This window comes from Streptomyces sp. NPDC047841, assembly GCF_040704085.1.
Classification (GTDB): Bacteria; Actinomycetota; Actinomycetes; order Streptomycetales; family Streptomycetaceae; genus Streptomyces; species Streptomyces argyrophylli.
Genome location: NZ_JBEYRP010000011.1, coordinates 264,731 through 288,959, shown reverse-complemented (window position 1 = coordinate 288,959; position 24,229 = coordinate 264,731). Strand labels below are relative to the sequence as shown.

General features: G+C 74.1%; 24 protein-coding genes and 1 pseudogene. 13 read left to right on the top strand and 12 right to left on the bottom strand.

Features of this window, described 5'->3' with window-relative positions; translation table 11 throughout:
- Positions 1-97 precede the first annotated feature (97 nt).
- Together AB0947_RS20505 and AB0947_RS20500 are read right to left on the bottom strand one after the other, a co-directional pair.
- Positions 98-1,396, bottom strand: coding sequence for an MFS transporter (locus AB0947_RS20505; protein WP_366751754.1), 1,299 nt, complete (start codon positions 1,394-1,396; stop codon positions 98-100).
- Between the two features lie 81 nt (positions 1,397-1,477).
- The gene (locus AB0947_RS20500; RefSeq protein ID WP_366751753.1) at positions 1,478-2,557 is read right to left on the bottom strand and encodes a hypothetical protein; all 1,080 of its coding nucleotides are present in this window, start codon (positions 2,555-2,557) and stop codon (positions 1,478-1,480) included.
- 61 nt (positions 2,558-2,618) lie between these two features.
- On the opposite strand from AB0947_RS20500, the gene AB0947_RS20495 reads away from it, so the two are divergent.
- Positions 2,619-3,080, top strand: a complete 462-nt coding sequence (locus AB0947_RS20495) for a DUF4442 domain-containing protein (RefSeq protein ID WP_366751752.1) — start codon at positions 2,619-2,621, stop codon at positions 3,078-3,080.
- Between the two features lie 69 nt (positions 3,081-3,149).
- Here AB0947_RS20495 and AB0947_RS20490 read toward each other — a convergent pair.
- Positions 3,150-3,368 (bottom strand): annotated as a pseudogene (locus AB0947_RS20490) (VOC family protein); the annotation flags it as partial.
- 100 nt (positions 3,369-3,468) lie between these two features.
- Positions 3,469-4,536 (bottom strand): lysylphosphatidylglycerol synthase transmembrane domain-containing protein, encoded by a 1,068-nt coding sequence (locus tag AB0947_RS20485; RefSeq protein WP_366751751.1) that lies wholly within the window; start codon positions 4,534-4,536, stop codon positions 3,469-3,471.
- Positions 4,537-4,786: 250 nt separating this feature from the next.
- Here AB0947_RS20485 and AB0947_RS20480 point away from each other — a divergent pair, with 250 nt between their 5' ends.
- Positions 4,787-5,431: a DedA family protein gene (locus tag AB0947_RS20480; protein WP_366751750.1), complete on the top strand. Its 645-nt coding sequence runs from the start codon at positions 4,787-4,789 to the stop codon at positions 5,429-5,431.
- A gap of 38 nt (positions 5,432-5,469) precedes the next feature.
- Here AB0947_RS20480 and AB0947_RS20475 read toward each other — a convergent pair whose 3' ends face one another.
- A complete protein-coding gene (locus AB0947_RS20475; RefSeq protein WP_366751749.1) occupies positions 5,470-5,997 on the bottom strand; it encodes a gamma carbonic anhydrase family protein in 528 nt (175 codons plus the stop codon).
- 109 nt (positions 5,998-6,106) lie between these two features.
- On the opposite strand from AB0947_RS20475, the gene AB0947_RS20470 reads away from it, so the two are divergent.
- Positions 6,107-6,871 carry an acyltransferase gene (locus AB0947_RS20470; RefSeq protein ID WP_366751747.1) on the top strand — a complete coding sequence of 255 codons (765 nt, stop codon included), beginning with the start codon at positions 6,107-6,109 and terminating at the stop codon, positions 6,869-6,871.
- 11 nt (positions 6,872-6,882) lie between these two features.
- Here AB0947_RS20470 and AB0947_RS20465 read toward each other — a convergent pair whose 3' ends face one another.
- Positions 6,883-7,740, bottom strand: coding sequence for an EamA family transporter (locus AB0947_RS20465; protein WP_366751746.1), 858 nt, complete (start codon positions 7,738-7,740; stop codon positions 6,883-6,885).
- 109 nt (positions 7,741-7,849) lie between these two features.
- Between AB0947_RS20465 and AB0947_RS20460 the strand changes: the two genes are divergently transcribed.
- Both AB0947_RS20460 and AB0947_RS20455 read left to right on the top strand, forming a co-directional pair.
- Positions 7,850-8,422, top strand: a complete 573-nt coding sequence (locus AB0947_RS20460) for an XRE family transcriptional regulator (protein ID WP_030339850.1) — start codon at positions 7,850-7,852, stop codon at positions 8,420-8,422.
- 43 nt (positions 8,423-8,465) lie between these two features.
- A complete protein-coding gene (locus tag AB0947_RS20455; RefSeq protein ID WP_366751745.1) occupies positions 8,466-9,023 on the top strand; it encodes a YbaK/EbsC family protein in 558 nt (185 codons plus the stop codon).
- Between the two features lie 40 nt (positions 9,024-9,063).
- Here the strand turns inward: AB0947_RS20455 and AB0947_RS20450 are convergent, their stop codons facing one another.
- On the bottom strand, positions 9,064-10,200 hold the full coding sequence (locus AB0947_RS20450) for a cation diffusion facilitator family transporter (RefSeq protein ID WP_366751744.1): 1,137 nt from the start codon (positions 10,198-10,200) through the stop codon (positions 9,064-9,066).
- A gap of 73 nt (positions 10,201-10,273) precedes the next feature.
- Between AB0947_RS20450 and AB0947_RS20445 the strand changes: the two genes are divergently transcribed.
- Entirely contained in the window at positions 10,274-10,624 is a 351-nt protein-coding gene (locus tag AB0947_RS20445) for a metalloregulator ArsR/SmtB family transcription factor (RefSeq protein WP_366751743.1), read from the top strand.
- Between the two features lie 5 nt (positions 10,625-10,629).
- Here the strand turns inward: AB0947_RS20445 and AB0947_RS20440 are convergent, their stop codons facing one another.
- From AB0947_RS20440 to AB0947_RS20430, 3 genes are all read right to left on the bottom strand, one after another.
- Positions 10,630-11,859: a 4-hydroxybenzoate 3-monooxygenase gene (locus tag AB0947_RS20440; protein WP_366751742.1), complete on the bottom strand. Its 1,230-nt coding sequence runs from the start codon at positions 11,857-11,859 to the stop codon at positions 10,630-10,632.
- A gap of 107 nt (positions 11,860-11,966) precedes the next feature.
- Complete coding sequence (locus tag AB0947_RS20435) at positions 11,967-13,607, bottom strand: APC family permease (RefSeq protein ID WP_366751741.1); 1,641 nt, start codon at positions 13,605-13,607, stop codon at positions 11,967-11,969.
- Positions 13,608-13,807: 200 nt separating this feature from the next.
- Positions 13,808-14,215, bottom strand: a complete 408-nt coding sequence (locus AB0947_RS20430; RefSeq protein ID WP_366751740.1) for a CoA-binding protein — start codon at positions 14,213-14,215, stop codon at positions 13,808-13,810.
- 143 nt (positions 14,216-14,358) lie between these two features.
- On the opposite strand from AB0947_RS20430, the gene AB0947_RS20425 reads away from it, so the two are divergent.
- The 5 genes from AB0947_RS20425 to AB0947_RS20405 all read left to right on the top strand — a co-directional run bounded on the left by AB0947_RS20425 (position 14,359) and on the right by AB0947_RS20405 (position 21,045).
- Positions 14,359-15,255, top strand: coding sequence for a hypothetical protein (locus AB0947_RS20425; protein WP_366751739.1), 897 nt, complete (start codon positions 14,359-14,361; stop codon positions 15,253-15,255).
- A 328-nt stretch (positions 15,256-15,583) separates the two neighbouring features.
- Positions 15,584-16,123: a histidine phosphatase family protein gene (locus AB0947_RS20420; RefSeq protein WP_366751738.1), complete on the top strand. Its 540-nt coding sequence runs from the start codon at positions 15,584-15,586 to the stop codon at positions 16,121-16,123.
- A 34-nt stretch (positions 16,124-16,157) separates the two neighbouring features.
- Positions 16,158-16,787 (top strand): YigZ family protein, encoded by a 630-nt coding sequence (locus AB0947_RS20415; RefSeq protein WP_366751737.1) that lies wholly within the window; start codon positions 16,158-16,160, stop codon positions 16,785-16,787.
- A 104-nt stretch (positions 16,788-16,891) separates the two neighbouring features.
- A complete protein-coding gene (locus AB0947_RS20410) occupies positions 16,892-18,055 on the top strand; it encodes an exonuclease SbcCD subunit D (RefSeq protein WP_366751736.1) in 1,164 nt (387 codons plus the stop codon).
- Entirely contained in the window at positions 18,052-21,045 is a 2,994-nt protein-coding gene (locus AB0947_RS20405; RefSeq protein WP_366751735.1) for an SMC family ATPase, read from the top strand. The genes AB0947_RS20410 and AB0947_RS20405 overlap by 4 nt, the downstream gene beginning before the upstream one ends.
- A 38-nt stretch (positions 21,046-21,083) precedes the next feature.
- Here the strand turns inward: AB0947_RS20405 and AB0947_RS20400 are convergent, their stop codons facing one another.
- Together AB0947_RS20400 and AB0947_RS20395 are read right to left on the bottom strand one after the other, a co-directional pair.
- A complete protein-coding gene (locus AB0947_RS20400; protein WP_366751734.1) occupies positions 21,084-22,436 on the bottom strand; it encodes an alkaline phosphatase family protein in 1,353 nt (450 codons plus the stop codon).
- A 144-nt stretch (positions 22,437-22,580) separates the two neighbouring features.
- On the bottom strand, positions 22,581-23,039 hold the full coding sequence (locus AB0947_RS20395) for an Lrp/AsnC family transcriptional regulator (RefSeq protein ID WP_366751733.1): 459 nt from the start codon (positions 23,037-23,039) through the stop codon (positions 22,581-22,583).
- A 94-nt stretch (positions 23,040-23,133) separates the two neighbouring features.
- Here AB0947_RS20395 and AB0947_RS20390 point away from each other — a divergent pair, with 94 nt between their 5' ends.
- Entirely contained in the window at positions 23,134-23,610 is a 477-nt protein-coding gene (locus AB0947_RS20390) for a rhodanese-like domain-containing protein (RefSeq protein WP_366751732.1), read from the top strand.
- A 59-nt stretch (positions 23,611-23,669) separates the two neighbouring features.
- Positions 23,670-24,209: a GNAT family N-acetyltransferase gene (locus tag AB0947_RS20385; RefSeq protein ID WP_366751731.1), complete on the top strand. Its 540-nt coding sequence runs from the start codon at positions 23,670-23,672 to the stop codon at positions 24,207-24,209.
- Positions 24,210-24,229 lie beyond the last annotated feature (20 nt).

Genomic DNA, 24,229 nt, shown 5'->3' with positions numbered 1-24,229 from the left:
TCGTGCCGTGTGGGCGGTGGTTCGGGAACGCGGCGTGGCGTCGCGCCGGTCGCGGACCCCGTGACGCCGGGCCGGCGCGGGGGAACACGGTGTGCCGTCAGCCGAGCCCCCCGACAGCTCGTTCCGCGTCGGCTGAGGGGGTCGGGGAGCCGGTGACCGGGTGTGTGCGGCGGGTGAGACGGCGGACGTCCGGGACCAGCAGCACCAGGGCGGTGACCAGGACCACCAGGCCGGCGCAGCCCCACAGGGCGGCCGTGCGGCCGACGGCGGCCTCGGCCGGGCCGGCCAGGGCCGTGGCGAGCGGCATGAGCGAGACCGAGCCGAACCAGTCGTAGGCCGAGACCCGGGAGAGCTTGTCCTCGGGGATCTCCTGGTGCAGCGCGGTCATCCAGGAGACGCCGAACACCTCCACCGTCGTACCCGCGACGAACATCACCCCGTACAGCACGCCCACCGGCACCGGCACGGCCAGCGCGGCCCCCGGCAGGGCCAGCGGGAAGACGCACAGCGTGCCGGCGAGCAGCAGCCGGCGGGGCTTCCAGCGGGTCATCAGCAACGCGCCGGCCACCGTGCCCGCGCCGAACGCGGCCAGCGCCAGGCCCCAGGGCCCCGCGCCGCCCAGGCTGTCCCGGGCGACGAGGGGACCGTAGACCGCGTCGGCCGCGCCGACCACCGCGTTGGCGATGGAGAACTGCACGACGATGCCCCACAGCCAGGGCCGGCCGATGAACTCCCGCCAGCCTTCGCGGAGATCGGCCAGCAGGCCCCCGCCCGGCGGGCGCGGCGGGATGTGGCCGACGTCGAGGAAGGAGCGCAGTGCGGCGGCGACGGCGAAGGCCGCCGCGTCGAGCGCGAGCACCCAGCCGGGACCGACGGCCGCGACCAGGGCGCCGCCCAGTGCCGCGCCGCCGAGCGCCGCGCCCTGGGTGGCCATGCGGAAGACGGCGAACGCGCGGCCCGCCTGTGCGCCCTCCACACAGGACATCAGCATGCCCTCCGCGGCGGGGCCGAAGAACGCCTGACCGGTGCCGCCGAGCGCGGTGAGCAGCATCATCTGCCACAGCCTGGGCTCACCGGCGAGGACGAGGGCCGCGAACGCCGCCTGCGACAGGCAGTTGAGCGTGTTGGCGGCGACCATCACCCGGTGCCGGGGCAGCCGGTCCGCGACCGCACCGCCGATGAGCAGGAAGACCACCAGCGGCAGCGTGCGGGACGCGGCGACCAGGCCGACGTCCCCGCCGTCGCCGCCCGACTCCAGCACGGCAAACGCGGCGGCGATGAGCGAGCCGTTCGCGCCGAGGCCCGTCACGATGGCGGCCGCGGTCAGCAGGGAGTAGTTGCGCCCCGCCCAGGCGGGGCCACGGGTGCGGACGGGGGAGCCGGAGGTCTGGGTCACCGGCCGACTATCCCCGCCCGGCTCCCGCTGTGCCAAGTCGGTTTCGCGGACGCCACGGGCGGGGCGCGGTCCCCGCTGGGGTCAGTCCGCGATCGGGTCGCCGTGCAGCCGCACGGTGCTGAGGATCTTGTCCATGGTCGCGTCGGGCACTTCGTCCTTGACGCCCTTCGCGCCGTAGAACGTCCAGGAGACGAAGCTGCCCGTGGAGTTCTTGAAGGCGAACGTGGTGGCCTTGCCGTCGGTGTCGCACTTGTTCTTCTTCGGCACGCCGATCACGTACGACGTCGCGACGCTGCCGTGCACGCCCGACGCCGTGGTGAAGGACTTCGCCTTGCCGATCCGCAGGTACTTCTTGGCGGCCTCCGACTGGTCGGTGTAGCCGCCGAAGGCGAAGGTGGCCGAGTCGCCGCGGGCGATGCTCGCGGTGTCCTTGGCGCCGTTCTCGCCCTTCGTGCCGCCGGCCGCGAGCGCGTGCGACTCCTTGGTGCCCTTGTCCTCGGAGGTGCAGTAGTCCGGCTTCAGGAACGTGGTGCCGGAGAAGCCGATGTACGCGGAGCCGTCGCCTTTCTTCTCGTCCTCGAAGAAGGAGAAGACGCCGGGCCGCTCCACCTCCCAGTCGGCGGGTACGTCGAAGGCCGTGCCGTACTTGGGATTGACCACGACCTTCCAGCCGGCCACGGTCGGCTTCGCGGTCTCGTTGCCGCGCGGGTCACCGGCCGCGGACGACGCGGGCGAGCCGGGCCCGGTGGCCGTCGGCGACGGGCTGGTGTGCCGTCCGCCCTTGCCGTTGTCCGCCTCGTCGTCCTTCGAACCGCCCAGCACCAGATAGCCGGTCACGGCGGCCGTGACGACGACCGCCGTGGCCGCCACGATGGCCACGAGCTTGGTGCGGCCGTCACCGCCCCGCGGGGGCTGGGGCACGGGTGCACCGGGGGGCTGCCCCGGCTGCCCCCACTGCGGCTGCTGTCCGTACGGGCCGGTCTGCGGCTGCTGTCCGTACGGGCCCGCCTGCGGGTACTGCTGGTAGCCGGGCTGCTGGTACGGGTTCGGCTGCTGGTAACCAGGCTGCTGATACGGGTTGTTCTGCTGGTTCGGCCGCTGGTTCTGCTGGTTCTGCTGCGGGTTGGGCGCGCCCCCTGGCGGCTGCTGATCTGGCCACATGGCCAGTAACCCTAGTGGCATCCCTGGTCAGGGTCTGCTACTCGTGAGTAACATGAGGGTCATGAGCGCAGATCAGATGTCCATCGGCGACATGCTCGCCGCCACCGTGCCCATGGCCCGCACCCTCGGCCTGGAGTTCCTCGAAACCGCGCCCGACAGGGCCGTGGTCTCCCTGCCGGACCAGAGCGCCTACCACAACCACGTGGGCGGCCCGCACGCCGGTGCGATGTTCACCCTCGGGGAGTCGGCCAGCGGCGCCATCGTGCTGGCCGCCTTCGGGGACCAGTTGACGCGGGCGGTGCCGCTCGCCGTGCGCGCCGAGATCGCCTACAAGAAGCTGGCCATGGGCGTCGTCACCGCGACCGCGACGCTGGGCCGCCCGGCCGCCGAGGTCGTCGCCGAACTGGACGCCGGACAGCGCCCCGAGTTCCCCGTGTCCGTCGAGATCCGGCGCGCGGACGGCGCCGTGACCGGCGAGATGACCGTCGTGTGGACCCTCCGCCCGGCCGACCGGCAGAAGTGAGCCCCGCACCCCAGCGACTGCCGGAACGGTGCAAGGCGTCGCTGGGGCCGCGCCCTTGAGGGGGCGTGCTCAGTCGAGGCAGAACTCGTCGCCCTCGATGTCCAGCATCCCGACGCACGCGTCGGTGCCGTCGTACAGGAGGCGCTCGCGTACCGCGCCGAGCGCGATCAGCCGTGCGCATTCGGCTTCGAGCGCGGCCAGGCGCTCCTCACCCACGAGCCCGGTGGCGACCCGCACGTCGAGACGCACCCGGTTCTTGACGACCTTGCCGCCGGGTACGCGCTGGAATATACGACGTACCCCAGCCAATTCCGTGCCGGGCAGGTGCCAGGGCACCTCGTCAGCGCCCGCGCCGAGCGGGTGGGTGGGCAAGCCCGCGCAGGCCGGCTCACAGCACCTTCGCCCGGATCAGCACCGACAGCACCAGCGCCCCCGGCAGCAACGGCACCCAGTCCGACAGCACCCGGTACCCGATCACCGTGGCCGTCGCCACCGCGGGCCCCGCCCCGAACGTGACCAGCGTCCACACCAGCGCCGCGTCGACCGCCAGCCCGCCCGGCGCCGGCACCGCCCCGGCGGCCGTGCCCGCCGCCAGGTGGGCCAGCACCACCTGTTCCCACGGCAGCCCCAGCCCGAGCGAGGCCCCGACGCAGGCCAGCGTGCCCGCCTGCACCAGCGGCATCGCGACCGCCCCGCCCCACAGGGCGAGCACCCGGCAGGGCCGGGAGTGCACCGCGCGCACATCGGCCAGGGCGGAGCGCAGCAGCCCGGTCACCGGCCGCCGTAACGGCCGCACGACCGTCAGCAGCACCCCGGCCACGGCGGCCGCGCCGCCCGCGACGGCGGCGAGCGGCACCAGCAGCCGTCCGTCGGGGACCAGGTCCCCGAGGCGCCGCCAGGCCGGGGAGACCGCGAGGAACACCAGCAGGACCAGCGTCTTCGCCGTGGACCGGGCCAGCGAGTACAACCCGATCGACGCCGTCGCCCGCTCCAGCGGTACGCCCCGCCCGCGCAGGAAGCGCAGGGTGACCGCGTGCGCGCCGAGCCCGGCGGGGAGCGCGTGGTTGGCGGCGCCGGCGGCGAACTGCGAGGCCAGCAGCAACCCGGGCGGCAGCCGGTCGGGCAGCGCTCCCTGCCGGGCGCAGGAGGCGGCCACCCAGGTCAGACAGGTGAGACCGGCTCCGGCCAGCAGCCACCCCGGGTCGGCCGCGACCAGCCGCCGTACCCCCTCGTACACCACGGGCCGGTTGGCCACGGCCCAGCCTGCGGCGAGCAGCAGGGGTGCCAGGCACAGGGCCAGCCGGACCGGCCGGGCGGACATCCGGGACGCCGGCCGGACCGTGGCCGCGGTCGTGGTTCCGGGAGTCGCGCCGGTGAGCGGAGGGGCCGGCGCGGCGGGACCGGGACGGGGAGCCGCGGCCGGGGGCAGCGAGCGGGAGGGCGGCAGTGAGGACACGGGGACGTCGTCCTTCCGCGGTGGGCCCCTCGGCGGGGGCCTGGGGAGGCGGGCCGGGCGGAACCGCGGAGAGCCTTCCCCTCCCGCGTGACACCGGGATGGCCGGAAACGTAAGGGGCGGGGGCGGGACGGTGCCGCGGGCCGGGCGCGGGCGAGCGGCCGTTCACCGCCGACCAGGTAGCCTTCCCTTGGGACGCGCTTTACATGCGGCGGCCCGGCGGGCAAGGACAGCGACAGGGGAGGACCGGCGGTGCACGTCCAGGAATGGCTCGACTCGGTGCCGGCGATCGCCGTCTACGCCGCGGTGGCCCTGGTGATCGGTCTGGAGAGCCTGGGCATCCCGCTGCCGGGGGAGATCATCCTGGTCTCCGCGGCGCTGTTGTCCTCCCAGCACTCGGGAGTCAACCCGGTGGTGCTCGGCGCCTGCGCGACCGCGGGTGCGGTGGTCGGCGACTCCGTCGGCTACGCCATCGGCCGCAAGGGCGGACGCCCGCTGCTGGCCTGGCTCGCCCGGAAGTTCCCACGTCACTTCAGCGCGGGCCATGTGGCCACCGCCGAGCGCTCCTTCGAGAAGTGGGGCATGTGGGCGGTGTTCTTCGGCCGCTTCGTCGCCCTGCTGCGCATCTTCGCCGGACCCCTCGCGGGCGTCCTGCACATGCCGTACTGGAAGTTCCTGATCGCCAACGTCCTCGGCGGCATCTGCTGGGCCGGTGGGACGACGGCCGTCATCTACTACGTGGGCATCGTCGCCGAGGACTGGCTGAAGCGCTTCTCGTACGTGGGCCTGGGAGTGGCGGTGCTGATCGGCCTGGCCTCCATGCTGATCATCAGGCGCAAGGCGAAGAAGGCCCAGCCGGACCAGCGGGAAGCGGAACCGGTCGGCGCCGGCGACTGAGGCGCCCGGCGGGGAGGCACCCGCCGCCGCGAACGCCGCTAAGGGTGCACGTCCTTGTGGGCCTTGCCCAGCTCGGCGTACAGGGTGCCGTTGAGGGTGACCCCCTTCCGCTCCTCCTCGGACAGGGGCCGCTTCACCTTCGCCGGCACCCCCGCCACCAGCGAGCCCGCGGGCACCACCATCCCCTGCGGCACCAGCGCCTGAGCCGCGACCAGCGAGCCCGCGCCGATCACCGCCCCGTTGAGCACGGTCGCCCCCATCCCGATGAGGCAGTCGTCCTCGACGGTCGCCCCGTGCACCACCGCGTTGTGCCCGATGGACACCCGCTCCCCGACGGTGACGGGGAACCCGGGATCGGCGTGCAGGGTGACGTTGTCCTGCACGTTGGCCCGCGCCCCCACGGTGATCTTCTCGACGTCGCCGCGCACCACGGCCCCGTACCAGACACTGGCCCCCGCGTGCAGGGTGACGTCCCCGATCACGGACGCCGTGGGCGCCACGAACGCCTCCGGGTCGACCCGCGGCTCCTTGCCCCCGATACCCACGATCAGCGCCTTGTGCGTCATCACCGTCTCCTCGTGTCAGCGGTACACGGCACCGTACGACACCTGGTGGGGCAAAGATCACAGCGGCCCGTACTCTCCGCCGCGAGCAACCGGTGAGTAACGTGACCCCGTGCCGAAGCGCAAGAACACGTTCTCGTCCTGGCGACAGGGCCTCACCCAGCGAGCCGTACACGCGGCCTGGTCCTGGATGCAGCGCAACGGGTCCGTCACGGCCGAGCGGCCCGCGGGCTTCCGCTTCGCCTCCATCGGCGAGGCCACCCGGCTGGCCTTCCCGCTCGGCACGGTCTTCGGCGAACCCTGGATCCGGCTCGGCTCCCACTGCATCATCGCCGAGCAGGTCACCCTCACCGCCGGCCTCATGCCCGACCTGGACCTCGGCCCGGAGCCGATCCTGCGCATCGGCGACGGCGTCGTCCTCGGCCGCGGCAGCCATGTCATCGCGGACACCACCGTCACCATCGGCAGCGACTGCTACTTCGGCCCGTACGTCTACGTCACCTCCACCAACCACTCCTATGACGACCCGCACGAGCCCATCGGCAGGCAGTGGCCGCGGATGGAGCCCGTCGAGATCGGGCCGGGCTGCTGGGTCGGCACCGGCGCGGTGATCCTGCCGGGCGCGCGGATCGGCCGGAACGTGGTCGTGGCGGCCGGCGCGGTGGTGCGGGGCACCGTGCCCGACCACGCGGTGGTGGCGGGCGCGCCCGCCAGGGTCGTACGGCGCTGGACGCCCGACGAGGGCTGGCAGCCGCCGCTGCGGACCCCCGCCCCGGTGCCGATCCCGGACGGCATGACGCCGGGGCAGCTGCGGGCGCTCGCGGATCTGGACGAGGACGCGGTGGCCCGGCTCGCCGCGCTGGAGCCGGAGGGCTGACGAGCGCCGGCTCAGCCCGTGGCCAGCAGCAGCGTGCCCAGCAGGGCCAGGCCCGCGCCCGCCGCCTGGACGGCGCGCAGCCGCTCGCTGAGGAAGCCGCGCGCGGCCAGCGCGGTCACCACCGGATAGAGCGAGGCGAGCACGGCCGCGACGGTGACCGGGCCGCTCCGCGCGGCGACGGCGTACGTGCCGTTGGCCGCGACGTCGGCGAGTCCGACGAAGGCCAGCGCGGGCAGCGAGGCCCAGGGGAAGCCGCCCTCCGGCAGGGCGGTGCCGCCGCGCCGGACCGAGACGGCGAGCGCGGCCCCGCCCACCGCGACGTTCGTCAACCGTTGCACGAACAGGGCGAGGAACAGGCCCGTGACGTTCTCCGAGGCTTCCGTGATCAGCGCGAACACCGTGCCGAAGCCCAGCGCCGCGACCAGCGTGAGCAGGACCGCGCGCCGCTGCACGGCCGCGCCGCCCCGCTGTGGGCCGCCGGCGAGGACGACCCCGGTGACGGCGACCGCGATCCCCGCGACCTGGAGCAGCCCCGGCCGCTCGCCGAGGGCGAGGCCGACGCCGAGGGGGACCGCGACGCTGAGGGTGGCGAGGGGCGAGACCACGCCCATGGGGCCGAGGGCGAGGGCCTGGTAGAAGGAGAGCAGGGCCACCGGCCCCACCAGGCCCGCCGCGAACGCGAACCACAGCCGGGGTCCGGCCTCGGCCCAGCCGCCCGTGGCGAGCACGATCGCGCCCAGGACGGCCGCCGCGACGGCCTGCGAGACCACCACGACCGTGAGCGCCGGGGTGCGCCGGGTCAGCAGTCCGCCGCCGAAGTCGGCCAGCCCCCACAGCAGGCTGGTGGTCAGGGCGAAGAATGCTGTCACGACCGGCCTCGCAGTACAGTTCGGTGAACGATCAGGTGCACCTCACCGTAGTTCAACTCATTGAACCAGGCCATCGAAAATACTGGACTTCCCGGATATTGGACGCAACGTGTCGGACCTCGAACTCCTGACCCAGTCCCTGGCGCGCAACGTCAGGCACTGGCGCTCGGTGCGCGGCTTCACGCTCGACGTGCTCGCCGCCCGGGCCGGTGTCAGCCGCGGCATGCTCATCCAGATCGAGCAGGCCCGCACCAACCCCAGCATCGGCACGGTCGTCAAGATCGGCGACGCCCTGGGCGTCAGCATCACGACCCTCCTCGACTACGAGCAGGGCCCCAGGGTCCGGGTGGTCCCCGCCGAGCGCGCCGTACGGCTGTGGCACACCGAGGCCGGCAGCTACAACCGGCTCCTCGCCGGCACCGAGGCGCCCGGACCGCTGGAGATGTGGGACTGGCGGCTGATGCCCGGGGAGAGCAGCCCCTCCGAGCCGCACCCCGGCGGCACCATCGAACTGGTCCACGTCACCGCGGGTGAGCTGACGCTCACCGTCGAGGGCGAGGAGTACCGCGTCCCGGCCGGCGCGAGTGTCTCCTTCGAGGCCAACGTCCCGCACCGGTACGGCAATCGGGGCGAGGAGCCGATGGAGATGGTGATGGCCGTCTCCGTGCCGCCCGTGCCCTGAGACACCTCTACGGCGGGCGGGCGGTCCTTGCTAGCGTGCGGCCATGCGCGCACCCATCGGTGACTTCGACACCGCGACCCCCGCCCCGGACTGCCTGGACGAGCTGACCGCCCCGGTCGCCGACGCCGTACGCGGCTGGCAGGGCGTGGTCCCGGCCGACCGGATCCTGTACGTCGACACCGAGCCGGAGTGGGCCGACACGGCCGTGTTCGTGGAGCACTACGGCCGGGACCTGCTGGAGCGGTCGGCGAACTGTGTCGTCGTCGCGGGCAAGCGGGCCGGCGAGACGACGCTCGCCGCCTGTGTCGTCCTCTCCACCACGCGGGCCGACGTCAACGGGATCGTCCGGCGCCAACTGGGCGCCCGAAAGGCGTCGTTCGCCTCGATGGAGACGGCGACCGGCGAAACCGGCATGGAGTACGGCGGCATCACCCCCCTCGGCCTGCCCACGGGCTGGCCGGTCCTGCTGGACTCGGCCGTCGTCGACCTGCCCTACGTCCTGGTGGGCAGCGGCCGCCGCCGCGGCAAGCTCCTCGTCCCCGGCAAGGCCCTGGCCGAGCTGCCCGGCGCGGTGGTGCTGGACGGCCTGGGCATCGCCTGACCCCCGGCCGTCCAGCCGCCCGGTGCCAGCAGGGCGCGGCTCACGCCGTCACGTGGTGGGCCAGTGCCAGGTGGGGGTCCGCCTCCCCGGGGGCCGGAGCGGGGTCGGCGTGGACCAGGGCGGCCGTCAGCCGGGGCACCGCGTGGAGCAGGGCGTGTTCGGTCTCGACGGCGACGGCGTGGGCCTGGCGCAGTGTCGCCTCGCCGTCCACCACCACCGTGAGTTCGGCCCGCAGGCGGTGCCCGATCCAGCGCAGGCGCAGCTCGCCCACCCCACGCACTCCCGGAACCGCGCGGGCCGCGTGTTCGGCCCGGTCCACCAGGGCCGGGTCGACGGCGTCCAGCACCCGCCGGAACACCTCCCGCGCCGCGTCCCGCAGCACCAGCACGATCGCGGCCGTGATCGCCAGCCCCACGAGCGGGTCGGCCAGGTCCCATCCCAGCGCCGACCCGCCGGCGCCCAGCAGCACGGCCAGCGAGGTGAAGCCGTCGGTACGCGCGTGCAGCCCGTCGGCGACGAGCGCGGCCGAGCCGATCTCCCGGCCCACCCGGATCCGGTACCGGGCCACCCACTCGTTGCCCGCGAAGCCGAGCAGCGCGGCCAGCGCGACCGCCGGCACCTGCGCGACCGGGCGCGGGTCCAGCAGCCTGCCGACGGCCGCCCACGCGGCGAACGCCGCCGACGCGGCGATGGTCAGCACGATCACCAGCCCCGCGAGATCCTCGGCGCGGCCGTACCCGTAGGTGAACCGGCGGTTCGCCGCCCGGCGGCCCAGCACGAAGGCGATGCCGAGGGGTACGGCGGTCAGCGCGTCGGCCGCGTTGTGCACCGTGTCCCCGAGCAGCGCCACCGACCCGGACACGGCCACCACGGCCGCCTGGGCCAGCGCGGTCGCCCCCAGCACGGCCAGCGACACCCACAGCGCGCGCGTGCCGCGCACCGAGGACTCCAGGGCGGCGTCCACTTTCCCGGCGGTCTCGTGGGAGTGCGGGGTGAGGAGATGGGCCAGGCGATGGCGCGGGCGGGGGGAGCCGTGCGCGTGCCCGTGCGAACCGCCGTGCTCATGCGGGCCGTGCTCATGCGGGCCGGTGTCGTGGGGGCCGTGGTCGTGCGGGCCGTCGTGCTGGTGCGGGCCGTGCTCGTGGGGGCCGTGCTCAGGAGGGTGCCGGTCGCTCACGTCGATCCCTTCCGGTGGGCGGGAGTGGACGCCACGGCGCCCACGGAGCCATTATGTGCGTATGAGCGCACGCATGCACCTGTCATCTGCGCACCATGCGCACGAGCGCACCCCGGGCGAGGAGCAGTTCGCGCTCGCCGCCGAACTCCTCGCCCTGCTCGGCGACCGCACCCGGCTCGCCCTGCTGCACACCCTGGCGGCCGGCGAGGCCGATGTCGGCACGCTCACCGAGGCGTGCGGCGCCGCCCGGCCGGCCGTCAGCCAGCACCTGGCCCGGCTGCGGCTGGCCGGCGTGGTGGACACCCGCAAGGAGGGCCGCCGGGTGGTCTACTCACTGCGTCACGGACACGTGCGGCGCCTGGTGGAGGAGGCCCTCAGGACGGCCGACCACCGCCTCGCCGAACGGGACGGCGGGGCGCGCTGACCGGCTCAGAACGCGCCGGCCGTCCCCAGGTACTGCTCGGCGAAGGCCGCCGCCGCGACCGGTGAGGTGCATATCCGGCGCAGCCGGGCCAGCGCGGTGCCGGCGACGTAGGGGTCGCCGGAGGAGGTGCCGTGGAAGATCCCGGACAGCCACTCCGAGAACTCCTGGTAGTCCCACACCCGCCGCAGGCACGCGTCCGAGTAGCCGTCCAGCCCCGTGGCGTCGCCCTCGGTCAGCTGGGCGACGAGTCCGTCACCGAGCAGGAACGCGTCGTGCAGGGCCAGGTTCATGCCCTTCGCGGCGATCGGCGCGACGAGGTGCGCGGCGTCTCCGGCCAGGAACAGCCGGCCGAACACCATCGGCTCGACCACGTAGTTGTGCATGTCCAGCACCCGCTTCTCCAGCAGCCGCCCCTCCGTCAGCGGCGGCCGGTCCGCCGCGCGCAGCCGCCGCTGAAGCTCGGCCCAGACGCGCTCGTGGGACCAGGAGTCCGGGTCGTCGCCGGGCGGGCACTGGAGGTAGTAGCGGGTCAGCTCGGGGCCGCGCGGCATGTGCCCGGCGAACCCGTCCGCGTGCATGCCGAACAGCACGCGGTCCGAGGACGGCGGCGCCTCGGCCAGCAGCGCCAGCCAGCCGATGCCGTAGTCGTGCCGCGAGATCCGCGCCCACGAGGGCAGCGCGGCCCGGCTCGCCCCGCGCGCCCCGTCGCAGCCGGCCACGAACGCGCAGGTCACCAGGTGCCGTTCACCGCTGTCCGGGTCGGTGTAGGAGACGGCGGGCCGGTCCGAGTCCAGGTCGTGCAGGCGTACGTCCCGCACGCCGAAGCGGATCTCACCGCCGCGCACGTCGGCGTACTCGCGCACGAGGTCCGTCACGAGCAGCGGCTGCGGGTGGACCCAGTGGTGGTACCCCGTCAGCTCCGTGTAGGCGAAGCGGTGCCCGCGGCCGTCGAAGCGGAACTCGCACTCGGTGTGCCGCTCGGCGCGCTTCGGCAGGTCGCCGGCCAGGCCGCGCTGTTCCAGGCCGCGTACGGCCCATTCCTCGATCACACCGGCGCGCGGCCGCTGTTCGATAAACGCTCTGCTCTCGGTCTCCAGGACCAGGCAGTCGACACCGGCGGCGCGCAGGATGTTGCCGACCGTGAGGCCGGCCGGCCCGGCGCCGATGACGACGACCGGGCAGTGCGCGGCGGATGGGGACTCGGGATGGGGGGAAGGAGGCGTCACGCGGGGCATTATGACGGTGTCCCGTCAGCCGGCCGGCGGACGGGACACCGTGGGGGCGGTGGGCGCGGTCCGTGCGCGGACGCGGCCGGCGCACGGACGTGGGCGCACGGAGGCGGTCAGTGCGCGGGCGCGTCCGTCACCACGACCTCGTCGATGCTCCGCTCGATCGCCTCGGGCCGCGACGCGGTGGCTTTGGCCCAGTAATAGACGACCAGGGAGAAAGCCGCCACGATCAGCAGGTCCCACCACAGGCCGATGGTGCCCCGGCCGCCGCCGAAGCCGCCCAGCCAGGAGATCACGCCCATGCCCACCAGGTAGCCGGGCAGCCACTGCGCGGCCCTGAAGTCCAGGCGCGGCGCGTCCGGCAGCCCCTTGCGGATCGCGTACCAGGCGTACGAGCCGAGCAGCACGTACCCGAGCAGGATCGCGAAGCCCAGGCGCCACAGGGTGCCCCAGCCGGCCCAGTAGATGATGAGGTCGGCGACCACGAAGGACAGCGGCGAGATGATCTTGCCGCCGGGCAGCCGGTACGGGCGCTCACGGTGCGGCAGCCGGTCGGCGAACACCCCGTAGGCCAGCGGCGCGCCCGCGTACATCAGCACGCTCGCCGAGGTGATGAACTCGACCAGCGTCTGCCAGCTCGGGAACGGCAGGAAGCAGACCACGCCGGTGACGAACGAGACGATCAGGCCGAACCACGGCACGCCGCGCTTGTCGGTCTTCGTGAACAGCTTCGGCGCGTAGCCGTTCATCGCGAGGCCGTACGACACCCGGGAGGTGGCCGTCGTGTAGATCAGGCCCGTGCCGCCGGGCGAGATCACCGCGTCGATGTACAGCACCACGCTCAGCCAGCCCAGGCCGACCAGGGTGGCCAGACCGGCCCAGGGGCCGCTGATGCCCGGGAAGTCCAGGTGGGCCCAGCCGTGCGCGAAGGAGGTGTGCGGCAGCGCGGCGATGAAGACGATCTGGAGCAGGATGTAGATGACGGCGCCGATCGCCACCGAGCCGAGGGTCGCGCGCGGCAGGTCCCGCTGGGGGTTGCGGCTCTCGCCGGCCAGCTGGATCGCCTGCTCGAAGCCGAGCAGGGCGAAGATGATGCCGCTGTCGCTGATGGCGCTGAGCACGCCCTTGGCGCCGAACGGCGCGAAGCCCTCGGAGGTGAAGTTGCCGGGGTGGAAGTTGCCGATCGCGATGATGAAGATCGCCGCGAGCGGGACGGCGATCTTCCACCAGGTGGCGGCGCTGTTGGTGTGCGCGAGGGCGCGGACGCCGAAGAAGTTGACGCCGACGAACACCGCCATGAGGACCACGGCCACGGCCAAGCCGCTCGGGGTCAGCGTCTGGTCGTGGTACTGCAGGCCGTCGGCCCACTGCCAGTGCTTGGCGTAGCCGATCATGGCCTCGACCTCGATCGGGGCCACCGTCGCCGCCTGGAGCCAGGAGAACCAGCCGAAGGACATGCCGGCCAGACCGCCGAACGCGTAGTGCGGGTAGCGGGCCGTGCCGCCCGCCACCGGGAACATGCCGCCGAGTTCGGCGTGCACCAGCGCGAGCAGCACGATCGCCACCGTGCCGATCAGCCACGAGATGATCGCGGCCGGGCCCGCCGCGACGACCGCCTTCTCGGCGCCGAAGAGCCAGCCGGATCCGATGATGGAGCCCACCGAGGCCCACATCAGACCGATGAGCCCGACGTCCCGGCGCAGACCGCCGGAGTCCGTCGTGGCTACCGGCACAGGATGGTCGACTTTCGGCATGTCGCGTGGCCTCTCGAATATTTTACGCGGGATCGACGAGCAAGGGGCCACAGATTAGGGACGCTCTCCGCGCCGGCAGAAGACCGATAACCAAGTCTTGACCGGGGATCTCCGGTGTCTTGGTGAAGGCTTCACCCAGGTCAGCGCGGTCTGGGAATGTCAATATTCAGCGTCGAATTGTGAGAAGAAGGTGAGACAGGCTAGTTCAGGCGGGGAATTTCGATCGCCGGGCACCGGTCCATCACCATCTCCGTGCCCGCCGCCCGCGTCCGCTCGTAGGCGGCCTCGTCGACGACGCCGAGCTGGAACCACACCGCCCGCGCGCCCTTCGCCACGGCCTCGTCCGCCACCGCGCCGGCCAGGTCGCTGTTCACGAAGACGTCGACCACGTCCACGTCGAAGGGGATGTCCGCGAGGGAGGCGTAGCCCTGTTCCCCGTGCACCGTCTCGGCCTTGGGGTGCACCGGCACGATCCGCTTGCCGAACCGCTGGAGCACCCGGGCCACCCCGTAGGCGGGCCGGTTCTGGTTGGAGGACAGGCCGACCACCGCCCAGGTGTCGCCCAGCTCGGTCAGTATCCTGCGGATCGTCGCGTCGTCGCCGTACATTCGGCCGCCTCCTCGGGCTGCGGGGAACTGTGCGCCGGTGCAACATCGCCACGGCGGGTGTGGATTCCCGCCGTACCCCGCCACGCTGTCCGGAATCGGCGCAAGCCGCTGCATACGGCCGTCCACCCGCCTACGCTCGCCCCGTGCTGCGCATTCTCGACGCCCGAACCAGTGAGCCCGTCCCCGCCGCGCCCGCCCGGCGCGGCCTGACCCGCATCGCGACCCACGCCTCCGGCCTCGACCCGACGGCCCTTCGGGTGATGCTCACCGCGGATCTGCTGGTACGGGCGCTGGAACTGGGCGGCACCCCGGTCTGGACGATCCTCACCGCCCCCCGCGACCAGCCGGAACTGCGCACAGCCGCCACCCACCTCGCCATCCGCCCCTTCGAGGACGACCGCGACCTGGCGTCCGGCTTGGGCGAGGCCCAGATGATCCACGTGGCCCGGCAGCCCACGGCGGGCGGACGGGACCCGGGGCCGGGGGAGCGGGCTGAGGGAGCGGCGCCTGACCCGTCACCGGAGGAGCGGGGCGAAGGCCCGTCGGCGGCGGGGTCACGGGGTGAACGGGCCGGGGAGGCCCGGCCGGCCGGCGGTCCGACGGGGGACCCGGTGCCGGAATCGAGTGGTGGAGGCCCGCTGGCCGCCGTCGCCCCGGTGGAGTGGGCCGGGCCGCAGCCGTCGCTCCCGGTCCTGCTCGCCGACCCCGCAGCGCTCCGGCTCGCCCTGCTCTCCGTCCCCCGGCACCAGCCGGCGCGGCTGGACGGCGGCGCCCTGGACCGGGCCGCGGAGCAGCTCGCGGACTGGCGGCGGGCCATGGCCGGCTGGGCGCGGCAACCCTCACGACCGGTGCCGGAACCGGTGCGCGAACGGCTGCGGGCCGCCTGGGAGAACGACCTCGACCTGCCGGGGGTGCTGGACGTGCTGCGGGACGTGGCGTCCACCCCGGACCTCACCGACGGAGCCCGCTTCGAGACGTACGCCTACGCCGACCGCCTGCTCGCCCTGGACCTCGCACGCGACCTCGGAAGCCTCGCGTGAACGCCACGGCGGTTGCGGGTCGGCTGTGGGGGCCGGTGGGGTTCCGGTGGCCCGAGTCAGGGGGCGGTGCGGGGTGCCAGGGGTCACGGCGGGTCGCTGGCGCCGAGCGAGGTCGGGAGGTCCGCGTGAACGCGTCGGCGGTTGCCGGTGGGCTGCGGGGGCCGGTGGTGTTGCGGCGGGCCGCGCGGGGCCTGCGGCTTTGGAAGCCTCGCGTGAGCGCCCCGGCTGTGGGTCGGCTGCGGGGGCCGGTGGTGTTCTGGTGGGCCGTGTCCGGGTGCTGCGGGGGCAACCGCGAGTTGCCGGCGCCCAGTGGCGTAGGGAGCCCCGCGTGAGCGCCCCCGCAGGAGGCGGGCCGCTGCGGCGGCTCGTGGTGTTGCGGCATGCGAAGTCGGCGTGGCCCGAGGGTGTCGGGGACCACCGCAGGCCGCTCGCCCCGCGCGGGCTGCGCGACGCGCCGGCCGCCGGGCGCGCCCTCGCGGCCGCGACGCTGCCCGACCTCGCCCTGTGCTCTACCGCCGTACGCGCCCGCCGCACCTGGGAGCTGGCCTCCGCCGAGTGGGCCACGCCGCCGCCGGTGCGCTACGACCGGCGGCTGTACGCGGCCGGCGTGCCCGAACTGCTGGAGGTCGTGCGCGAGGCGCCGCCGGAGGTCCGGACCCTGCTGCTGATCGGCCACAACCCCGGCCTGGAGGACCTGCTGCTGACGCTGGCCGCGGACGGCCTCGACGACAACCTGGACCGGGTGCGGGCGAAGTTCCCGACCAGTGCCATCGCCGTGCTCGCGTGGCATGGCACCGGCTGGCCGGCCCTGGCCCCGGGCACGGCCCTGCTCACGTCGTTCACGGTCCCGCGCGGGAAGAAGGGCTGACCGGGGGCGTCCGGCGCTCGCATAGGCTGGGCGGATGCAGGACGAGTACCGCACAGTGGCCCGCGCGGGCGTGCACGAGACCGAGATCAACCGCTCCCGCTTCCTGTGCGCCCTCGCCCCGGCCGCCACCGAGCAGGAGGCCCAGGACTTCATCGCCGCCGTGCGCAAGGAGCACGCCGACGCCACCCACAACTGCTGGGCGTACGTCATCGGCGCCGACGCCTCCGTGCAGAAGGCCAGCGACGACGGTGAACCGGGCGGCACCGCCGGCGTGCCCATGCTGCAGATGCTGCTGCGCCGCGACATGCGGTACGTGGTGGCCGTCGTCACCCGCTACTACGGCGGCGTGAAGCTCGGCGCCGGCGGACTCATCCGCGCCTACGGCGGCTCGGTCGGCGAGGCCCTGGACGCGCTCGGCACGATCACCCGGCGCCGCTTCCGGCTGGCCACGGTGACCGTCGACCACCAGCGCGCCGGCAAGGTCCAGAACGACCTGCGCGCCACCGGACGCGAGGTGCGGGACGTCCGCTACGGCGAGGCCGTCACCATCGAGATCGGCCTGCCCGACGCCGACGTGGACGCCTTCCGCGGCTGGCTCGCCGATGCGACGGCGGGCACGGCCGGCTTCGAACTCGGCGGCGAAGCGTACGGAGACGCCCGATGAGTGGGGTGAATCGGGCATAACGGGCTTGTGGTGTGCGGGTCATGACGGGCTGGTACGGAAGTAACCGCCCGTGCTGTCGGACCCGGCCGTTACGCTCGGGGATCATGAGGATCCTGCACACGTCCGACTGGCACCTCGGCCGGGCCTTCCACCGGGTGAACCTGCTCGGCGCCCAGGCCGAGTTCATCGGTCACCTCGTCACCACCGTGCGTGAGCACGAGGTGGACGCGGTGGTCGTGTCGGGCGACGTGTACGACCGCGCGGTACCCCCGCTCGCCGCGATCGAGCTGTTCGACACCGCCCTGCACCGCCTGGCGGACCTCGGCGTGCCCACGGTGATGATCTCCGGCAACCACGACTCGGCCCGCCGCCTCGGCGTCGGCGCCGGACTCATCGGCCGCGCGGGCATCCACCTGCGCACCGAACCGTCCGCCGCCGGCACCCCCGTGGTGCTCCCGGACGCCCACGGCGACGTCGCCTTCTACGGCCTGCCGTACCTGGAACCGGCCCTGGTGAAGGACGAGTTCGGCGTCGACAAGGCCGGCCACGAGACCGTGCTGGGCGCCGCCATGGACCGCGTACGCGCCGACCTCGCCACCCGCGCGCCGGGCACGCGTTCCGTCGTCCTCGCCCACGCCTTCGTCACGGGCGGCGAGGCCAGCGACAGCGAGCGGGACATCACCGTCGGCGGAGTGGCCGCCGTGCCGGCCGGTGTCTTCGACGGCGTCGACTACGTGGCGCTCGGACACCTGCACGGCTGCCAGGCCATCACCGAGCGCGTGCGCTACTCCGGCTCGCCGCTCGCCTACTCCTTCTCCGAGGCCGGCCACCGCAAGAGCATGTGGCTGATCGACCTGGACGCGGACGGCTCCCTCACCGCCGAACGCGTCGACTGCCCGGTGCCCCGCCCGCTCGCCCGCATCAGCGGCACCCTGGACGCCCTCCTCGCCGACCCGGAGCTGACCCGCCACGAGGACGCCTGGATCGAGGCCACCCTCACCGACCCCGTCCGCCCGGCCGACCCCATGGCCCGGCTCACCGAGCGGTTCCCGCACACCCTCAGCCTGGTCTTCGCCCCCGAGCGCACCCCGGACGACCCCCAGGTGTCGTACGCCCGCCGCCTCGCCGGGCGCAGCGACCAGCAGATCGCCCAGGACTTCGTCGCCCACGTGCGCGGTGCCGGACCCGACGAGCACGAGGCGGCCGTGCTGCGCGAGGCGTTCGACGCCGTACGCGCCGACGACACCGTGCGGGAGGTGGCCCGGTGAGGCTGCACCGGCTCGACCTCACCGCCTTCGGGCCCTTCGGGAGCGCCCAGAGCGTCGACTTCGACGCCCTCTCCGCCGCCGGGCTGTTCCTGCTGCACGGCCCCACCGGCGCCGGCAAGACGTCCGTCCTGGACGCCGTCTGCTACGCCCTCTACGGCTCCGTCCCCGGCGCCCGGCAGAACGGCCAGGGCATGACCCTGCGCAGCGACCACGCCCGGCCGGGCACCCGCACCGAGGTCCGTCTCGAACTGACCGTCGCCGGACGCCGGCTGGAGATCACCCGGCAGCCCCCGTGGGAGCGCCCCAAGCTGCGGGGCACGGGCACGACCGTCGACAAGGCCCAGACCTGGCTGCGCGAGTACGACGGCACGGCCGGCGCCTGGAAGGACCGCAGCCGCTCCCACCAGGAGATCGGCGAGGAGATCACCCAGCTGCTCGGCATGAGCCGGGAGCAGTTCTGCCAGGTCGTCCTGCTGCCCCAGGGCGACTTCGCCCGCTTCCTGCGCGCCGACGCCGAGGCCCGCGGCAGACTCCTCGGCCGCCTCTTCGACACCCAGCGCTTCGCCGACGTCGAGAAGCGCCTCGCCGAACGCCGCCGCGCCACCGAGGCACGCGTGCGCGAGGGCGACACGGCACTGCTCGCCGACGCCCACCGCATGCAGCAGGAGGCCGGCGACGCCATGGAGCTGCCCGGCCTGGCCCCCGGCGACCCGGGACTGGCCGAGGCCGTCCTCGGCGCCGCCGCCGTGGCCCGCAGCACCGCCCGGGAACGCCTCACCGTGGCCCACTGCCGGCTCTCCGCCGCCGAGTCCGCCCACGCCGAAGCCCGCCGCGCCCTGGACGGGATACGCGAACTCGCCCGCCTCCAGGCCCGGTTCGCCGAGGCCCGGCAGCGCGCCGAGCGCCTCCAGGAGCGGTCCGGCGCCCACCGGGAGAACCAGCAGCGCATGGAGCGCGGCCGCAAGGCGGAGGCGGTCGCCCCCGCTCTGGAGCTGCGGGACGCCGCCGAGGCGGAACACCGCCGGGCCACCGCGGCCGAGGCACGCGCGCGCGGACTGCTGCCCGACTCCTTCGCCGACGCCGGCGCGAGCGGACTCGCCGCCGCCGCCCGCCGGGCCGCCGAGGAACTGGGCGGCCTGGACGCGGCCCGGCGCGCCGAACGCAGGCTCGCCGAACTCGCCGAGGAGCGGGCCGGACTCGACCGGCAGGAGCGCGCCGACGAGGACGTCCTGCGCGAGGCCGAGACCTGGCTGGCCGACTGGGACGGCGTCCGCGCGGCCCTCCAGACCCGCGTCGACTCCGCCCAGGAGGCCGCGACCCGCGCCGAACAGCTCGCCGTCCAGCGCGACCCCATGCGGCGCCGGCTCGACGCGGCCCGCACCCGCGACCGGCTCGCCGCCGACCTCGAACAGGCCCAGCAGCGCGCGGAGACCGCGCGGCAGCGCGCCCTCGACGCCCGCGCCCACTGGCTCGACCTCAAGGAACAGCGGCTGAACGGCATCGCCGCCGAACTGGCCGCCCATCTCACCGACGGCGAGCCCTGCGCGGTCTGCGGAGCCACCGAACACCCCGCCCCCGCCCGCAAGGTCGCCGGACACGTCGACCGCGAGGCCGAGGACCAGGCCCTCGCCGCATGCCGGCGGGCCGAGGAGCAGCACACCGGGGACGAGCGGCGTCTCGGCGAGGTCCGCGAGGCCCTGGCCGCCGCCACCGCCGAGGCCGGGGACACGCCCGCCGACCGACTCGCCGCCGAGGCGGACCGGCTGGAGCAGGAGTACGCCCGCGCCCGCCGCGCGGCCTCCGCCCTGCACCCCGCCCAGGAGGAGCTGCGCCGCGCCGAGCGGGAGCGCGAGCAGCGGCTCGCCGACCGCCAGCAGGCCGCCGTACGGGCCGCCTCCCGGCTCACCCGCCGCGACACCCTGGAGCGGGAACAGGCCCAGCTCCGGGCGGAGCTGGAGCAGGCCCGGGGCAGCGCCGGCAGCGTGGCCGCGCGCGCCGCCCAGCTGGAGCGGCGGGCGGCCCTGCTCACCGAGGCCGCCGACGCCGTGCGCGCCGCCGAGGACGCCGCCCAGCGGCTGAAGGACGCCGACGCGCGCCTCGCCGACGTCGCCTACCGGGCCGGCTTCGACACGCCGCAGGCCGCCGCGGCGGCCCTCCTGGACCCGGCCGCCCACCGTGAACTCCAGCACCGCCTGGACGCCTGGCAGCAGGAGGAGGCGGCCGTCCGCGAGGTCCTCGCCGAGCCCGGCACCGCGGCGGCCGCCCAGCAGCCGCCCGCCGACCCGGCCACGGCCGAGCGGACCGCGGCCGCCGCGGAACGGCGGCTGCGCGAGGCGGCCTCCGCGCGCGACGCCGCCGCCCGCTGCTGCGCGCAGCTGGACCGCCTGTCCGCCCGCGCCGGCCAGGCCGTGCGCCGGCTCGGCCCGCTGCGCGAGGAGTACGACCGGGTGGCCCGGCTCGCCGCCCTCACCGCGGGCACCTCCGCCGACAACGAACGCCGGATGCGCCTGGAGTCGTACGTCCTGGCGGCCCGTCTCGAACAGGTCGCCGCCGCCGCGACCGTCCGCCTCCAGCGCATGTCGTCGGGCCGCTACACCCTCGTCCACTCCGACGACCGCACCGGGCGCGGGCGCTCCGGGCTGGGGCTGCACGTGGTCGACGCCTGGACCGGACGGGAACGGGACACCGCCACCCTGTCCGGCGGCGAGACCTTCTTCGCCTCGCTCGCACTCGCGCTCGGCCTCGCCGACGTCGTCACCGACGAGGCCGGCGGCGTCCGCCTGGACACCCTCTTCATCGACGAGGGCTTCGGCAGCCTCGACGACCAGACCCTGGACGAGGTCCTGGACGTCCTGGACTCCCTGCGCGAACGCGACCGCAGCGTCGGCATCGTCAGCCACGTCGCCGACCTGCGGCGCCGCGTCCACGCCCAGCTGGAGGTCGTCAAGGACCGCTCGGGCTCGACGCTGCGGCAGCGGGGCGTCGGATGATGCGTCGGGGCTTCCGGTCGCCGGGTCCCTGCCGTCCTTCACATACGCGGAATGAGGTCCGCGGCGACGAGGCTGTGGTACGCGGCGTCCAGGTGTGACGTCTCGGTCCGGGCGGGGTTGCTGCCCTTGGAGACGGGGACGAGGACGTCGGACAGCACGTCGTCATCGCGTGGTCGTTCCAGGGTCAGGACGTCCCCTATGCCGGGGGCGGCCGCATCGCGACCCGTCAGCGGCTCCAGGCCCCATCTCTGTTCGATCGTCTTGAGCAGCGACGTGTGGTCCAGCGGCACGCTGTCGCCGGGGACGCGGAAGACGGTCCCGGGCTTGACGAGGGGCGACACCAGCACCGTGGGCACGCGTACCCCGAACCGGGTGAAGTCGAAGTCGAACTCCACTCCCTTGATGCCGTCGGGTGGCGTCGCGCCGGCAGGCGGAGGTACGTGGTCGTAACAGCCGCCGTGCTCGTCGTAGGTGACGACCAGCAAGGTGCCGGCCCAGTCCGGTCCGCGGCGCAGAGCCCGATAGGTGTCGTAGACGAGACGCTCGCCCAAAGCCACGTCGTCGTTGGGGTGCTGGCTGTTTCCCGTGGTTCCCCAGGAGGGCTCCAGGAAGGTGAAGGCGGGCAGCCGGCCGTCGGCTGCCGCCTTCGTGAAGTCCATGAACTGGCCGAAGTGGCGCATATCGGCTTGCTGGGTGTCGGGGAAATCAGCCATGGTCTTCGGCCACTTGTTGTACCCGTAGACCATCCAGTCGACGGTGTCACCGAGTCGGCCGAAAATGCTCGGCGTGTCGAACATGGGTCGCTTCGTCTGTTCCGCGAGATTCAGGCTGGTCTTGTCCAGCAGGCAGCCCAGGCTCGTCCCGGCAAGGGCGAAGGCCCGGTTGGGCAGGGTCTGGGTGGGAACCGAGCAGTACCAGTGGTCGCACACCGCGTAGCCCCGGGCCAGTCCGGACAGTACCGGCACCCCCTCCGGGGTGAAGCAGCCCATGATGTCGCTCGCGGTGACGCCCGGGGAGTTGCCGCTCCGCGTCGGGTAGATCTCCGCGTAGTCGATGACGAAGCCGTCGTTGGTCGCGTCGGGGACGGGTGCGGGCGGATGTTCCGTGCCGAACAACTGGACGTTCACCCGGTCGAACTCCTCCCCGGGGATGGAGCCCGGCATGAAGTACGCCCCGGGTTTGGCCGGGTCGATCCGGAAGACGGTGACCTTGCCGCCGTTCCCGTCGGGGTTGGCCTCCGCGCCGGTCAGTCCCTCGAAGGCGTCACCGGAGGGCGAGCGGTTGTCCTGGTCGGTGTAGAGGAACCCGAGCATGTTGTCCAAGGAGCGGTTCTCCAGCATGAGGACCACGAGATGGTCCAGCTGGTTCAACGGTGTGGTGTCCGACGTCATTCGGGTCTCCCGCGGTTCGCGCGGACTGGGGGGCGAGGCCCCGCCGGCCACGGCAGCGGCCCCACTTCCACCGTAGGACGCAGGGAAGTACCTCGCTCGGCGGTGCCGCGCAACCGCACGACGCGACCGGTGAACGGGAGGGCGTCAGGGAGCGGCCCGACCCCCCAGCGGGCGCCGGGTCAGCGGGGAGGAGTAGACGACGCTGGTGGTCACGGAGCCCAGCGCGCCGATCCGTCCCGAGATCTCCTCCAGATGGGACATCGACCGCGCGGCGACCTTGATGACGAAGCAGTCGTCGCCCGTGACGTGGTGGGCCTCCAGGATCTCCGGCGTCACCGCGACCAGGTCGTGGAACGGCTTGTAGTTGCCGTTCGGATAGCGCAGGCGTACGAACGCCAGGATCGGCAGGCCCAGCCGCTCGGGGTCGACCACCGCCGCGTACCCCTGGATCACGCCGGCCTCCTCCAGCCGCCGTACCCGCTCGGTGACGGCGCTCGGTGACATGGAAACCGCCCGCGCCAGCTCGGCGTAGCTGGCCCGTCCGTCGCGCTGGAGGACGTCGAGGATGCGCCAGTCGGTGGCGTCCGGGGAATGCGCGGTCATCCCGGATGGATAGCAGGGGAATCCCCGGCCCGGCAAGGGCGGCTCCGGGGATCGTCCCTTCAGCGAGGCGGCCGCCGGACCGTAGATTTCCCGCATGATCGACACCGCTTCCGGAAACCCCGTCCTGCGCGTCGCCCCGGCCGCCCCCGCACACGCCGCCGCCTACTTCCGGGCGAACCTCGCCTTCCACGCCGACGTCTCCGACGTCGCCGCCGCGCTGGCGGCCGGCGGCGACCCCGGCTTCGTCGTCGTCGACTCGCGCTCCACCGAGTCCTGGGACCAGGGCCACATCCCCGGCGCCGTCCACCTGCCGACCGCGCTCGTCCCGCGGCAGGCCGCACAGCTCCTCGACCCGGACGTGCCGGTGGTGACGTACTGCTGGGGCCCCGGCTGCAACGGCGCCACCCGCGCCGCACTCGCCCTCGCCGAACTCGGCTACCGGGTCAAGGAGCTGCTCGGCGGCTTCGAGTACTGGGCCCGCGAGGGCTTGCCCTACGAGACCCGGCAGGGCCCGGCGCGCCGGGACGCCGATCCGCTGACGGCACCCGTCGCGGGCGCGTGCGGCTGCTGAGACGCGGCGCGCCCCCGCGCGGGGCGGCCCCGGCGCCCCGTCCGGGTACAGTCGGGGCGGTGCCCGAACTGAAGCGGCTGCACGCCAGCCACGCCCCCGCGGTCCTGGACTTCGAGCTGTCGAACCGCGCCTACTTCGCCGCCTCCGTCTCCGACCGCGGCGACGACTACTTCGAGCAGTTCACCGACCGCTACAACGCCCTGCTGGCCGAGCAGGAGGCGGGCGGCTGCGCCTTCTACGTGCTCCTCGCCGAGGACGGGTCGGTCCTCGGCCGGTTCAACCTGGTCAACATCGAGAACCGCACCGCGGAACTCGGCTACCGGGTCGCCGAGCACGCCGCCGGCCGCGGCGTGGCCACCGAGACCGTCCGGGAGCTGTGCCGCCTGGCCGCCCGCCGGCACGGACTGCGCGTGCTGCGGGCGGCCACCTCCCACCAGAACGTCGCGTCCCACAGGGTGCTGACCAAATCCGGCTTCGTCCCGATCGGACCGGCCGACCCCGCCGACCTCGGCGGCAAGCCGGGCACCTGGTACCAGTGCGACCTGGTCACGCTCCGGGCCCAGGGTCTCTCGTCGGGATCAGGCGCGAGCCCGGCGTGATCCCCCCGAGAGGCCCTGGA